This is a genomic window from Sporosarcina ureae DSM 2281 (genome assembly GCF_000425545.1).
GTDB classification, from domain to species: domain Bacteria; phylum Bacillota; class Bacilli; order Bacillales_A; family Planococcaceae; genus Sporosarcina; species Sporosarcina ureae.
In genome coordinates, this window is record NZ_KE384396.1 from 12,074 (window position 1) to 27,736 (window position 15,663).

Here is a 15,663-nt window from a genome sequence, read left to right on the forward strand (position 1 = left end):
CCACGCTAACCCGCTCTATCAAGCGTGCGATCCGCTCATACGACTAGCGTATTGAACTAAATCAAGCAAGGCGAAGCCGAGCGCTCAAACTTTCTTTTAAGCGCTCTATTACCCTAACTAATCGCTCTATCCCAACATTCAGCTGCTCTATCACGCCATCAATCCGCTCTATCGCATCCAACCACCGCTCTATCAAGCCAATCAACCGCTCATAAACCCCCACAATTCACATGACTAAAGACATATTTTCAAACAAATTCACACCCTAAATCACTCTTCACACCGTGAAAATTGAATTCTCCCTAACAAATCCACCTCAAAATCCAATTTCACCCCCAATAATCCATCCGAAATTGAATTTATCCCAATACTTCCCAATAACCAACACTCTTGCTACAATAAATACACGCACCAACAATCCATAATAGGGAGGTGAACCACCATACTCTACAAAACTCGCACAATCCCCAAACTGATCATTGGCCAACAGGCGCTTCTAAAACGCTTGCCGGTCAATCACGACAAGTACGAAAAAATCCGAACAGACTTCTACAACGGCAAAGCAGGCTTCGGAGGGGAGAAGGAATTAGACTACCAATTACGAGACTTCATCCCGCCGTATCCGCACGCCATCCTCCACGACATTTTCCTGAAACACGAGCATGCCTATTTCCAAATCGATTCCATCCTCATTACTCCAAGTACAATTATCCTATTTGAAATCAAAAACATCGCAGGAAAACTGCATATCAAACAAAATCCGACACAATTCATCCGCGAATCAGTCAACGGGGAACGTACCGTCCTGAGAAGCCCAATCGAAGAAATGGAACGCAAAAAACACTACTTCGCCGGCTGGCTACAAGCGCGCAACATCGACATTCCCCTCGTCGACTACATCGTCTTCGCCTACCAAAACGAACTCACCATCGAAAACACATCGTCCCACCGACTCGTATTCTCGTATGAAATCCCCAACCGTTTAAGAAATTTAGAAATGAAGGCAGATATTTTGAACGCAAAACAGATTACTAGATTAGCCAATGAACTCTTACAAACACACCGCCACTACGATCCATTTCCGCTGATCGAAAAATATGCACTTTCCATACAAGATCTAGCAAGCGGTGTCACGTGCCCGAATTGCGAACAATTAACGATGCTGTGGCGGACCAGAAGTTGGCAATGCCGAGCGTGCGGCCATATCGATCGCCACGCCCACCATGCCACGCTTGCGGAATGGTATTGCATTGGCGGCGCGCAACTCACGAACCGACAATTCCGCCACTTCACCAATATCCACTCCCGCCACATAGCGAAACGAATGCTCGCCAACCCCTTCACCGAAATGTCCGGCAAAAAGGGCAACGCGATCTACCAACTCTCTCCGAGACTTTTTCAAACAGAAAATCTGAAATTATAAAGCAATCAAACCAGTGCATAAGCTCTTCGTGCGCTGGTTTCTTATTGAAATCAACTAACGCACACGCTCAATGTTTCGAGCTATCCGCTCAATCGCGAAGCCCACCCGCTCTATCCACCCAATTAACCGCTCTATCAATCCAATATTCCGCTCTATATAGACAACCATCCGCTCATAACCACCGGCCGACCGCTCATAAGGAGATCGCTGCCATTCAAGACTCCCACACGCTCAATGTTTCGAGCTATCCGCTCAATCCCCACTGCCACCCGCTCTATCCACCCAATTAACCGCTCTATCAATCCAGCACTCCGCTCTATACAGACAACCATCCGCTCATAACTACCACCCGACCGCTCATAAGGAGATCCCTGCCATTCAAAAACTCCCACGCGCTCAATGTTTCGAGCTATCCGCTCAATCGCGAAGCCTATCCGCTCTATCCACCCAATCAACCGCTCTATCAAGCTTGTACTCCGCTCTATACAGACAACCATCCGCTCATAACCACCGGCCGACCGCTCATAAGGTTATCCCTGCCATTCAAAACTCCCACGCGCTCAATGTTTCGAGCTATCCGCTCAATCCCCACGGCCATCCGCTCTATCCACCCAATTAACCGCTCTATCAATCCAGTATTCGGCTCTATACAAACCAACATCCGCTCATAACTACCGCCCAACCGCTCATAACCCCCACCCCAAATATACAAAAAGTCAAATAATACAACAATTTTCAACAATACCCTACCAAACCACCAGCCAAATCCCGTATACTTTAACAAAAGGAGGACGTTTATATGAGTCTAGTTTGCAACAAAAAAATATTCTTAAGTACTATAGCAATGAGCGTCGCTGTGTCCGCAGGGGGAATAGCTACTTCTGTACCGATAGAAGCTGCGAAAGCTGTCGCGTTTAAGGACGTACCTGAGAAGCATTATGCCTATGATGCGGTGATGTATATGGCAGCCAATGACATCATTAAAGGCTATGCTGACAATACATATCGTCTGAATAAACCGGTTACTCGGGCTCAGGCGGCGAAGATGATTGCGGTTTCCATTGGGGCTAAACCGAGCCATGCGTATAAGATGGATTTTAAGGATGTAACGAAAGACAATGGGTCGTATGATCATATACGCGCATTGACACAGCGGGGGCTGTTCAAGAATGCGGAGAAATTTAATCCGAATAAACCACTTACTCGTGGCCAAATGGCGAAACTGTTGGTTCTTGGCTATCATATTGTCACGGATGACAATGACTTCATTATATTTGATGATGTCAAGAAGAGCAGTGGTGCATATGAATACATTATTACGATTGCCGAACTGAATATCACTACGACGCGTCCAGGTGGGAAATTCAATCCGAATGATCCGGTCACACGTGGCCAATTGGCGGCGTTCTTATACCGTACGATGCAATTCGACGAAAATCGCAAAAAAGGATTGATTACGTATGATAATCAAAAGAAGGGCTATGTCGACAAAGATAAAAACTTGATTAAGCCGAATCCTAATAATCAAAAACCGGCACCTGAAAAGCCGAAACCAGTTCCACCAAAGCCGACTCCAAAACCACCAGCAGCAAAACCGGAGCCGCCAAAACCGACACCCGTTCCGCCAAAACCTGAACCGGAGCAGCCTTCATTAGCGGCACAGTCTATTATTCATGTAAATATCAAACGAACAAACGCTAAAGTTAGCAATCTGCGGGCGGATCCGACGCTGAACCGCATGGCTAGTGCGCGAGCGGAAGATTTGGCGAAACTTGGAGAATTATCACATATCACGCCGACACATGGCACGATTGTAGAGATGCTAGATAAGTTTGATTATAAATGGGAGGCATATGGTGAAAATATCGGTGCGGGCTTTACTGACGCGCTGGAAATTACCAATGCTTGGTTAGCATCTCCGGCGCATAAGGAGAATCTCCTAAGCCCGGTATTTACGCATATGGGAGCAGGCACGGCACCTGATTCAGATGGTAAAATCTATTGGGTGACGCTATATACTAAAAAATAAGTATAGTGAGCCGCTTAACCGCTGGTGTATAGGGTATAGTCTAAAGATACATACTTTTACCAACCCCACCGAAAAAAGGAGGAAGTGCAATGAAACAAACCCTTATTGCAGCAGTAGCTATTTTCGCTTGGCTCTGCGTAACACCCGCCACAGAAGCCGCGACTCTTGACGAAGTGAAAGAAATTGTCGATTTGTACTATTATGGCGACAAACCTACTAATCTTCGCAATGCACGAAACGTCACCGAAGTCGTCCGTCAGCTCGATGAATACTCGGTGTACATGACGCCAGCTGAATATAATGAGTATCTCAATCAATACGCAAGCGTCACAGCACCTGCACAAGTCGCAGCAACTATGGCACCGAACAATCCAGACAATGTGACATCGAATATGATGTACGGTAACGTCGGGTACTTGAAAATCAAGTCATTCTCTGCGCATTTACAAGAAGACGTGAGCGCTCACTGGTCGCGTTTGAAAGCGGCAGGAGCGGAGAGGTTGATCCTCGACTTACGTTTTAACGGTGGCGGCTACGTAGACAGCGCAGAACAATTACTAGGCTTCTTCCCGAGAGTAAAAGAAGCGTACAAATTGCAAACGCGCATGGGCACACAGTCAGGTAAAGTCGTCCCAGCGAAAAATCAATTCCCGGTAGACACGTACGTACTCGTCAACCGCTACTCAGCATCCGCTTCTGAAATTGTGGCAGTCAGCCTTAAAGACCAAAGCGCAGCGAACGTAGTAGGGGAGACGACAAAAGGAAAAGGTAGCGTCCAGTCGTTATTTGAATTAGAAAACGGTGGCGCACTGAAACTAACCACAGGTCACTACACAGGACCTAAAGGAACGCCGGTACAACACAAAGGCGTCGAGCCGAATATTAAAATGAAGCCAGGCACGGAGCACGCAGGCATGCACAAACGCCTCGTAACATCTGACTTGGTTGCACAAGGTTACCAGTTTATCAAAGGACCAACTGACGTACCGCAATCAAAAGTGTTCAACGTCGAGTTCACGCAAAAAATGAACTTTGGTCCAGCGAAAAGTTTCAACAAGATGGAACTTGTGAAGTTCGGAAGCGTCTCTATACAAACGGCTAAAAAAGCTAGTAATGAGAAAACGATGACGATTCAGCCAGCCAAACCGATGGCGCTTGGCGCGGAGTATATGCTCATCGTTCACCCGGGCATAGCAGGTGCTAACGGGTTGAGTGTGGTGAAGGGGACGTATACACCTTATACCGTGCAAGCACGCGTACCGGCACGAGCTAAATAAATTGGTCGTATTGAATGGAAGTTGGTATACTGTATAGATGGAGTGAGGGGTAAGGCAACGTGGATCGACGCTGCAGGCGGACGCTTTCCCATGGGCTCGCGGTGAGCCAACCAGTTCGCTTTGCTCTCTTTGGTTGTCTCACCTGATCGAGCTGATCCATCGGGAGTCGCCGCCTTCCGCTTACGATCCACTGTGTGTTCTTCTGGAGTTTCTATGGAAGAGTGTAAATACTAACGTACTCCATCGTTTTCTTAAGTAACTATTAAAATCTAAGGATGAAGAGATTCATCCTTTCTCTTTGAATTTAAAAGTATTATGGTTTTGAACTTTAGACTATAACAAAAAGAAAAAAGTGGTTGCTAACTGCAACCAAACTGTAAGTAGGATCGGAACGAAAGGCGGCGACTCCCGGAGGATCAGCGTGAGTTCGAGACCCTGGACTGAACGAAGTGAGGGAAGCGGCTCGGGCCACGCCCTCGGGAAAGCGTCCGCCTAGAGTGCAGATCCAATACCCAACCCAAATTCTACCCAGACTTTTACCAAACACAATCTAAATTTAGAAAGCGAAGGTATCATACACTATGGAAAAGAAATTATGCGTAGTAGGCCTAGGTTACATCGGTCTCCCAACTGCCGTCATGTTCGCAAACAGCGGCTTGCAAGTACACGGCGTCGACCGTAACGAACACGTCGTACAACTCATCAACAACAAACAACTACATATAGAAGAAAACGGCTTGCAGGAACGTTTGGAGAAAGCCGTAGACGTAGGACACTTCCAAGCATGGACTACACCAGTAGAAGCAGATGTCTACATTATCGCGGTCCCGTCACCGATCAACCCGGACAACACAGCGAACTTGGAATTCATCCGTGCGGCAACCGCATCGATCGTGCCGTTCGTCAAAAAAGGTGCACTCGTGATCTTGGAATCCACAGTGCCACCAAAGACTGTCGAAAACATCATGCTGCCTGAATTACGTAAAACGGAACTTATTATAGGAGAAGAATTATTCGTTTCTCACTCACCAGAACGCGTAATACCAGGTAAGATTTTCGAAGAACTAGTCAACAACGACCGGATCGTTGGTGGAATCAATGCGAAATCAGCAGAAATGACGAAAGATCTTTACGAAGTGTTCGTCAAAGGAACGATCCACTTAACAGACGCAACGACAGCGGAACTTGTGAAAGTAATGGAAAACACGTACCGCGACGTCAACATTGCGTTCGCCAATGAACTTGCAAAAATTGCAGAAGGTATCGACGTAGATATTTGGGAAGCGATCAAGTTTGCCAACTTCCACCCACGCGTCAATATTCATACACCAGGCCCGGGTGTCGGTGGTCACTGTATCGCAGTCGATCCATGGTTCTTAGTGGAACTGGCACCTGAAAAAGCAGACATCATCAAAAAAGCACGCCTAACAAACGATGGCATGCCGATGTATACAGCAAAGCGCGCAGAGCGTTTGCTACAGGAATACAATATCGAAAACGGTAAAGTGGCGGTTTTGGGACTTGCATTTAAAGGCAACGTCGACGACATGCGCGAGAGCCCATCAACGAAAGTAATAGATTCGTTGCAACAACTCGGTCTAGACGTCGTATCATTCGACCCGCACATCAAAGAATTACAGCATTCGACGCAAGTTGCAACGCTTGAAGAAGCAGTCGGAACAGCTGATCTTCTTCTATTAACTACAGACCATGATCAATTCAAAGATCTGAATCCGGCAGACTTGCAGACGAAGCAGCCAAGACCGATCCTATTGGATACGAAAAATGCACTCGATGCAGATGCATGGGAACAAGCAGAATATCGCTTCTTCAAATTAGGAGATGGCAAAAAAGAGGGGCAGCTATACAAATGAAAGAAGAAATACTAGGCGTCTCCGTCAACACCGAAAACTACGATGAACTGATTCCGAAAGTGTTCGAGAATATCGAAGCAGGAAAGAAATCACTCATCGTCGCGATCAATCCGGAAAAGCTCATGAAAGCAAAAGAAGATCCTGAACTAAAAGCATTGCTTAACCGAGCAGAATTTCAAATTCCGGATGGTATTGGCGTTATTCTCGCATCTAAGCTAAAAAAAGGTCAGATTCGATCACGTGTTACAGGAATCGACATGATGGACCGCGTCGTACAAGAAGCCGCCGCACGCGGAAAGCGCATTTTCCTTTACGGTGCGAAACCTGGAGTGGCGGCAGAAGCTGCGGCGAAATTGCAAGTGATGTATCCGAATATCCAAATCGCTGGTGTTCAGCACGGTTATGAAAAAGATGTACAAGTCGTACTCGACACGATTAACCAAGCAAAGCCGGATATCTTATTCGTTGCGATGGGATCGCCTAAGCAAGAACAGTGGATTGAACAACACCGCGACCAGTTACATCCGATCGTGTTCCAAGGAGTAGGCGGATCATTCGACGTGTTAGCAGGGAATATCAAAAGAGCGCCGGCTGTGTTTCAAAAAGCAGGAGCGGAATGGTTGTATCGATTATTGCTTGAACCGAGCCGGATTAAAAGACAGATGAATCTACCGAAGTTTTTGGTAGAGGTGTATCGGAAGAAGTGATTTTGGAAGGTAAGGCTGATAGGGGTTGTTGAGGTGGAGATTGGTGCTTCGGAGGGGACGATTGTTTCTTCTGATCGGGCTGATTCTCCCGGATCTGCCCCAATCCCTTACAATGTGATTGGGTGATACTGATCGATGGTTATTAAAGGTAGGATAATAGTTGTAAGAGATATTGAACTTAACGAGTTTGAAAGATAAAAATAATTAATCCATTGCCTCCAGAGTGATTCAATGTACCCCCCCTTCACCCCAACCCATACTTCTAGCTCTCTATTATTTCAAAATAAATCTACTAATCACGTCAATCTATTAATGCTAGTAAGTTTAGAAATTTACTACTATTAAGTTACTATCTTGTAATCTAGTTAACTTGGTGATAGAATACGAAGTTGTAAGGATAATTTTCTCTATAGCATATAGCACAATACGTGCAAAGCGTTACGGTTGGTTGACCGCAAACAAAAAGGCTTGAACAGTTCCCATCTGTTCAAGCCTTTTTGTTTGGCAAAAATACTTTGCGTGCACAAGATACTGTCTTTTAAAAACGCTATGGAAAATACTTGTATTTTGGTAATCTTTCGATACAATAGTAGATGGTATGAAAATAAATTGCCATACCGTGCTATTAGACTATCATCTAGTTCAAGATTTAATTGACTTTTAGCACATTCTTATCTATACTTTAATGTGTAATGCTTACTACTCTCATACATAGGTAGTAATAGGCAAAAACAAGAGATATTACGAGGAGGAAATTATTTAATGGCTAACCAACCAACGAAATACCGCAAGTTTGTAGTAGGGGCTGCTTCAGCTGCACTAGTAGCATCAGCAGTAGCACCAGTAGCATTCGCGGCTGAATTCACAGATGTAAAAGACAACAACTCACATAAAGCAGCGATCGACGCTCTTTCTGATGCAAAGGTAATCTCAGGATACCCAGACGGCACATTCCAACCTAACAAAACACTTACACGTTCTGACGTTGTAAAGTTGATGGGTAAATGGTTAGTGTCAGAAGGATATAAAGTTCCTACTGATTACAAAACTAAACCACGCTTCTCTGACTTGAAGACTACATCTAACGATGAGCTTCTAAAAATGTCTGCACTAGTGTATGACAACGGAGTATTCGTTGGTAAACCAGACGGTTCACTTGACGCTAACGGCGACATCACTCGTGAAAACATGGCAATCGTTCTTGTACGTGCATTCGACCGCGTATACGACGTTGATCTAGTTTCTTACGTGAAAGCACAAGAATTCAACAAAGACGTTACAGACCTAGGCAAAGCGAAAGCTGAAGCTCGTCCTGCTATCGACGTTCTAGACTTCTTCGACATCACAAACCCAGCTGCACCTGAGTTCAACCCAAAAAATACAACAACTCGTGGACAGTTCGCTTCATTCCTTTACAAGACTACTCTAGTAGACTTTGATAAAGTAAATGGTGGCGGAGTTGTAGCTCCTGGAGTTGAATCTGTTAAAGGTATCAACGCTACTACAGTTGAAGTAACAATGAAGGACAAAGTTTCTAACATTGATTCTTTGAAATTCACTATTGACGGTTTGACTGTATCTAACGCTGCAGTTAAGCAAACTGACGACAAAACTATTGTATTGACAACTGCTACTCAAAAGGGTGGAGAAAAGTACACAGTTAAGTTGGATGGCAAAGAAATTGGTTCATTCACTGGAATCGAAGCTGTAGTTCCAACTTCTTTGAAAATCACTAATGCTTCAGTACAAGGAAAAACTGGCCAACAAGCTATTCTTTCCGCTGATACCGGCGTTAAAAAAGCAGGAATTCCTGTAACATTTAACGTGAAAGCTGATACTTTAAACACAACTAACAAAGATCAAGTTTTCGAAGTTATGACTAATGAAGACGGAATCGCAACATTCTCTTACACGCAGTATTCTGCAGGTAAAGATGAAGTAACTGTATATCCAACAGGAGCACCTACAGTACGTGACCAAGGTTTCGTATTCTGGGGCGTTGATACAATTCTTAACATTGAAGACGTAACAGTTGGAAACACAATCGCTAACGGCGCTAACAAAACTTACAAAATCACTTACAAAGATGCAAAAACTGGCAAAGTAGAAGCGAACAAAACGTTTAACGTTTCTCTAGCAGAAAACATCAATGTAACTTCTGACAAACTTTCAAACGCTACAGTAAATGGTGTTAAAGTTTCTCAACTAGTTAATGATAAAGCTCCAAAAACTGCAACGGTTACTACTGACTCAAAAGGTGAAGCTACATTCACTGTATCCGGTACAAACGCAACTGCTACTCCAGTAGTATTTGGTTTAAACCCAAGCAATGGAAAAACTGCAGCTACTTACGAGTCTAACTTGTTGCAAGCAAAAGCTTCTACGGTTACATTCTCTGCACAACAAGCAGAATATGCAATTGAACTTACACGTGACGGTGGAGACATCGCAGCTAAAGGTGCTAGCAATGGCCGTAAGTATGACGTAGTAGTGAAAAACAAAGAAGGTAACATCGCGAAGAACGAAACCGTTAATGTTGCATTCAACGAAGACTTGGATCGCGTAATCTCTACTAATACACAAGCTCAATTCATCAAAAAGAATGCTGATGGCACACAAGTGTACAATGGCAAGCAAATCTCTGTTAAGACTGACAATGAAGGTAAAGCATCATTCATTATCGGTAGTGACGTTGAGAACGACTATGCAACTCCAATTGCATGGATCGATGTAAACACACCAAATGCAGTTGAAGGTAAATTGGATCAAGGCGAGCCATTCACAATTGCTTCAATTTCTTACTTCAAAGATGCATACCTTGACGGAGCAGCATTGAAAGTTTACAAAGGCAACTAAGAAACTTCTTCATTCCAAGGTAACGAAACAGCAACATTCAAAGCATCTCTTGTGAACCAAAGTAACAAGACTATGCCTAATACTTCTATTAAGACTGTGTCTTACACAATCTTCAATACAGGTGCAAACAACGTAATCGTTGATGGTCAAACAATCTCACCAAACCGTAGCTTCACAGTTACACACGGAGCAGCAAACGCTGACCTTGATGTGAAAACTGTTGATGGTATGAGTTCATCAGTACGTGTACTAGCAACTGGTACAGCAATCGATACTGACGGTAAAGACTATGCATTCACAGCTAAAGAAGCTACTGCAACATTCACATCAACTAGTGTTGTTGCGGATCTATACACTGGTGTAGTTGATTCTTACAATACTGACAAGAAAGAACTTGTATTTGTAGGTAAGGATGCAGTTAAGTATGCTGGAGAAACTGGCAAAACTTATGAGTACAAAGGAATTGGTAACACACCAATTGCAACTGCAGAAAACTTCATCGATGAGTTGAAAAAAGGTAAAACTACAGTTACTCGTGAAGTAAAAGGTAACACAGTTACTTTCTATATCATTGAGCAAACTGCAGGTACAGCACCTGAAGATACAACTTCTGAAAAAGCAGCACTTAAGACTGCTGTTGATTCAGCAGATGCAGCAATTAAAGCGGCAGTTGTAGGAGATGCTCCTGGTAACTATTCACAGGCAGCAGTAGACACGTACAAAGCAGCAGTAGCAACTGCTAAAACTGTATTGAACGATGTAAACTCTACAGATGCACAGCTAAAAGCAGCAAAAGCTACATTGGATACTGCAACTAAAGCATTCAACGATGCAGTAGTTAAAGAAAATCCAGTAGCAGTAGCTAAAGCAGAATTGAAAACAGCTGTAGATGCAGCTAAAGTAAAAGCTGACGCAGCTAAAGTAGGAACTGCAGTAGGTGAATATACACAAGCAGCAGTTGATACGTATAAAGCAGCAATCGATGCAGCAACAGCGGTTTGGAATAAAGCTGACGCAACTGTTGAGCAAGTAAATGCAGCTAAAACTACATTGGCTACAGCAACTACAGCTTTCGAAAATGCAGCAAACAAAGAAGAAGTTGGACAGAAGTTCGAAATCACGAATGCTGATATCACTGGTCTTGACATCTTAGTTGGTCTTGGCGCTGGTACATTCGAAGTTGAAGGTACAGTAGCTAAAGAAGATCTTGGAAAAGTTTCAAAAGTTAAATTGACATTTGAAGGTGGATTAAATAACCCAGAAAACCCTGGTGTTGATATTTCTTCTACTACACTAGATGTTGATGTAGATGCTGCTGGTAAGTTCTCAATTTCTGAGCTTGTTGGAACAGGAACTTACAAAACAGTTAAAGCTTCTTACACAGTTGATGGAACAGCAAAAGAAACAGCTGCTAAAAAAATCACTAAAAACGGTAAGTAAGAAAAATTAAAAATTAGATATTAAAACTATGAACCTATTGGAAACAATAGGTTCATGGTTTAATAATTGGAGGGTACGTTTTGAAGAAATTCACTAAAGTTTCAATGGCTACAGCATTAGTAGCATCAGCATTAGTACCAGTTGCAGCATCTGCTGCAGAAACAGATCAAGCACCTGCAGGTTTTTATAATATTAAAACTGGCGAAGTAGTAAAAGCTAATGCTTTCACATTCCTATCACCAACGAAGAAACTTGAAATCCTTATGAACGCTGATAAAGAATATTACTTCTTGGACGGTTCTGGTAAGGCACTTGACCCTTCAGTATTGCTAACAGCAAAAACTAATGAAGACGTAGACTCTGCAAAAGAAGATAAAACAGTTGTAGAAGAACGTCATGATGTTAAGTTTACTGAAGATGGTAAAGTAGAAACACCGGCACCAGTTGAAACTGTTGTTGAATCGGTAATGGCGATTAACGGTACAGTTACAGTAACATTTGATAAGGACGTCACTGAAGTTCCAGAAGGCCTTTCTGTTAAAAAAGATGGAGAAGCACTAGAACTATCTGCTGACGCCTTTTCTGTAGTTGACGGAAAAATTGCAATCACTGTTCCTAAAGTAGAAGCTCCAGAAGAAGGAGTAACAGAGGTTACGTATGCAGTAACATTAGGTGAAACAACTAAAGAAGTTACACTAAAAGTTACAGCTATGACTGAGTTAGAACCAACACAAGAAGAAAAAGCTTTACAAGCAGCAGAAGCAGCAGTATCTGCATTTGAAGCGAAAGTAAGTACAGCTGAATTGGCTGAAGAACTTGTTACTGACCGTGACAAGCGTGAAGAAGTAGCAGCTTCATTTACACCGGCTGCCAACAAAATTCAAGAAGTTAAAGGTGAGCAGAAACAAGCATTGCTTGATCGTTTGGATGCAGCTAATGATGTAGTTATCGCAGCTGGTTCTGTCAGCAGCTTGCAGGCAGCAACTGCTGATCTAACAGAAGATACACTTGCAGATGCTAAGAGCCAGTTGACTAAGACACAGAACCTTCTAAACCATGTTGCTGAAGGAACTGTAAAAGATGCGCTTCAGGCATTAGTAACTGCAGAATCTGATAAGATTGATGCTCTCCAAGCTGACCTAGATGAAGCTGCAAAAATTGCTCAGGCAATCGCTGATGCAGAAGCTGCAATCGCGGATCTTCCTGAAACGATCACTCTAGCGGACAAGCAAGACGTTGCTGATGCACGTGCATTGGTTGAGGCAGCATTGGCACTTGACGAAAATGCAGCTATCGCTAACTTAGACACATTAGTAGCAGCTGAAGAAGCAATCGAACAATTAGAAGCTGACGAAGAAGCTGCTGCTCAATTGGCAGCGGCTAAAACTGCAGCTGAGGAAGCGATCACTGACCTTCCTACAGTGGAAGAGTTGACGCTAGATGATGAAGCAGCTGTAGAAGCAGCCCGCGAACTAGTATCTGCGTTTACGGACCTTGGCGGTACTGACACAGATGTTGAAAACCTTGCCACTCTTGAAGTACTGGAAGATCAACTTGATGTGCTGAAAGCAGAAGCTGAGTTAGATGCAGCAGTTTCAGCAGCACAAGAAGCAGTTGATGCACTTACACTTGCATCAGCAACAAATGTTGATTCACAAGAAAAAGTAGATGCAGCGACAGCCCTTGTTAAACCTGCTAAAGATGCAATTGCAGCGGTAACAGCTCTTAATGCAGAAGCTGACGTAACAGCTCTTAACAATGCGGTAGCAACTGCTATAGAAAATATTGCAAAAGCAGAAGCAGTTCTAACAGCAAAAGCGTTAGTTGTAACTGCACAAGAAACTCTTCTTGATACAGATTTTACAGCAGCACAAGAAGCGGTAACTGCTCTTCCAAATTCTGATGCAAAAACATTAGAGAATGCTAAGTTAATTGAACTACAAGAAACTCGCACTGCAATTCTTGCAGCAGTAAAGAGTGAAGGAAACAATGTAGAATTATTTAAAGCATTACAAGCTGCTCCATTTGAGGGTGCGTTATCTGAAAACATTGCTGGTTATAAAGCCGATCTTGCTAAACTAGAAGGTGGACAACCGGCTTCACTTACTGAAGTGCAAAATGTTATTGATGCAGTTAACGAATCGGCAGCAAAAGCTAGTCTAGCAGAGAAAGTAGAAACAGCTAACAATAAGGTAGCTACAATTACACATTACGCGACAACTACTTCTGAACTGCAAACTGCATTCGAAGAATCAGTTGCAGCAGCACAAGAAGCAATCGATGCACTTCCAGCAGATTATAAAGTTAATGAAGAAGACGAGCAACCACTTGTTGCAACACTTCAAGCTAAAGTTGATACGCAAGTTCAACTTAACACAGAATATGTAAATAACGTTACACCAATTAATGCTGCTGCTGAAGCAGGTAATGAAATTAATCTTAATACTCAACTTAACGCAGCTGCTATTGAAAACTTAATTACTGGTAATGTTGACGAGTATGTCACAGCTATTAGCGGTTCTGAATTTACAACTCTAGAAGAGATTCAAAATGTAGTTGATATTGTAAATGCTAAAGTTCTAGTAGAAGGATTAACAACAACTGATGCTGATTCTGGTTTAACAGCTCTTGCTAAGGGTGTAGGACAAGATGAAATTTCTGCGGCTAAAGCTCTTGTGGAAGCACTACCTGATACAGTGAATGCGGAGACTGGTGAAGCAACTCCAGGAGATGTTGAAGTTGGATTACTGGAAGATATTGCAGCAGCACAAGCTTTTGTGGATGCTCTAAACATTAAGGATCAAGCTGGATTAAAAGCAGCATTAGAAAATGTAAATATTGTTAACCTGAAATTAGTCGAGAGCTTTGAAACTACTGAAAAAATTAATGTAACACGTGCAGTTTCAATTGATGGTGGAAACAACACAATTACATTTAAAGGTGATGCTACTGGCTGGAATAGTAACTTTGTACTTCAGGTTTATAACACTGGTGAAGGTACGACTACTATTAGCAATTTAAAACTAACAGGTGCTGATGGTGGCCTATTAGTTAATGGTGCAAAAGTAGTATTGTCTGGAACAATTGATGTATCTGGAAACGAATTTGGTGGTATTGAATCAGGAAAAGGTTCTGATGTAGAAACGAATCCATCACTGGATGTAACAAATGCAACTTTAGTTAATACTACAGAAGCATACGGATTACCAACAGTTTGGGAAGATGGAGTAACTGAGACAGTTGTAGGTTTCGAAGGAACAGAGATTACAAAAGGTTCTCAACCACAATATTATTTGGTAGAAGAGAATTCTATTGATCCACTTCCAGCACAACAAGAAGCAGCTGTAACAGCAGCAGAAGAAGCAATTGCTAATCTTCCAACTGTTGAAGATTTAACACTTGAAGATACAGTAGCAGTAGAAGCTGCACGTGCTTTAGTAATTGAAGCAATAGATCTAAATGAGTCGGCTGAAATTGAAGGGGTAGACAAGCTTGAAGCTTTAGAAGCTCAACTTCCTATCCTTGCTGAACAAGATAAAGTTGCGGATATTTTAGCAGCCGAATCAGCTGCTGAATTACAGCCTTTACTTGTTAACTTGAACCAAGGTGTATACAATAACTTAACTTCTGTACAACGTTTAGAAGTTGCTAACTTATTCTTAGATACTCTTGCTGAAGATACTTTTGAATCACTTCAATCTATTTCTGAAGCATTAGTTATTGAGGTAGGCGTTAAAGCTTCTGATGATACAAATGCAACAGGTTACTTTGCACTTCTTGCAGTAGTAAATGAAGCAACTTCTATTACTGATACTCGTGATGCGTTGGCTGAACTTGGCAATGAGACGTTTGGTACTATGTCTGCAAGTGAAAAGCTTGTTGCATCTGAAAATGTATTGAATGCAAAGCCTGAAACAGGTTATTCTTCTATCGCTCAAATTGCTAATAATTTTACGGCTCAATAATTCAAGAATCTTTTATTCTCTTGTGGCCTATTGATCTGCTTGAGAGAATGTCAAGAAAGGACTAGCCTTTGGGGTAGTCCTTTTTTTTATAC

General features: G+C 42.8%; 9 protein-coding genes. 8 read left to right on the forward strand and 1 reads right to left on the reverse strand.

Translation table 11 applies throughout. The features are described from left to right. Window positions 1–316: 316 nt before the first annotated feature. Entirely contained in the window at window positions 317–487 is a 171-nt protein-coding gene (locus H605_RS19295) for a hypothetical protein (protein ID WP_155979570.1), read from the reverse strand. An 18-nt stretch (window positions 488–505) separates the two neighbouring features. Between H605_RS19295 and H605_RS0116965 the strand changes: the two genes are divergently transcribed. From H605_RS0116965 to H605_RS0117010, 8 genes are all read left to right on the forward strand, one after another. Then, on the forward strand, window positions 506–1,423 hold the full coding sequence (locus H605_RS0116965) for a nuclease-related domain-containing protein (protein ID WP_029055271.1): 918 nt from the start codon (window positions 506–508) through the stop codon (window positions 1,421–1,423). A gap of 799 nt (window positions 1,424–2,222) precedes the next feature. Continuing rightward, window positions 2,223–3,452 (forward strand): CAP and S-layer homology domain-containing protein, encoded by a 1,230-nt coding sequence (locus H605_RS0116980; RefSeq protein WP_029055274.1) that lies wholly within the window; start codon window positions 2,223–2,225, stop codon window positions 3,450–3,452. Between the two features lie 89 nt (window positions 3,453–3,541). Further along, window positions 3,542–4,729 carry a S41 family peptidase gene (locus H605_RS18275; RefSeq protein ID WP_051210655.1) on the forward strand — a complete coding sequence of 396 codons (1,188 nt, stop codon included), beginning with the start codon at window positions 3,542–3,544 and terminating at the stop codon, window positions 4,727–4,729. A 581-nt stretch (window positions 4,730–5,310) separates the two neighbouring features. Further along, the gene (locus H605_RS0116990; RefSeq protein WP_029055275.1) at window positions 5,311–6,603 is read left to right on the forward strand and encodes a nucleotide sugar dehydrogenase; all 1,293 of its coding nucleotides are present in this window, start codon (window positions 5,311–5,313) and stop codon (window positions 6,601–6,603) included. Next, window positions 6,600–7,310 (forward strand): WecB/TagA/CpsF family glycosyltransferase, encoded by a 711-nt coding sequence (locus H605_RS0116995; protein ID WP_029055276.1) that lies wholly within the window; start codon window positions 6,600–6,602, stop codon window positions 7,308–7,310. Before H605_RS0116990 ends, H605_RS0116995 begins: the two co-directional genes overlap by 4 nt. A 762-nt stretch (window positions 7,311–8,072) precedes the next feature. Beyond that, on the forward strand, window positions 8,073–10,166 hold the full coding sequence (locus H605_RS0117000) for an S-layer homology domain-containing protein (protein WP_029055277.1): 2,094 nt from the start codon (window positions 8,073–8,075) through the stop codon (window positions 10,164–10,166). A gap of 72 nt (window positions 10,167–10,238) precedes the next feature. Further along, window positions 10,239–11,606, forward strand: coding sequence for an FIVAR domain-containing protein (locus H605_RS0117005; protein ID WP_029055278.1), 1,368 nt, complete (start codon window positions 10,239–10,241; stop codon window positions 11,604–11,606). A gap of 80 nt (window positions 11,607–11,686) precedes the next feature. Next, on the forward strand, window positions 11,687–15,571 hold the full coding sequence (locus H605_RS0117010; protein WP_029055279.1) for a pectate lyase-like adhesive domain-containing protein: 3,885 nt from the start codon (window positions 11,687–11,689) through the stop codon (window positions 15,569–15,571). Window positions 15,572–15,663 lie beyond the last annotated feature (92 nt).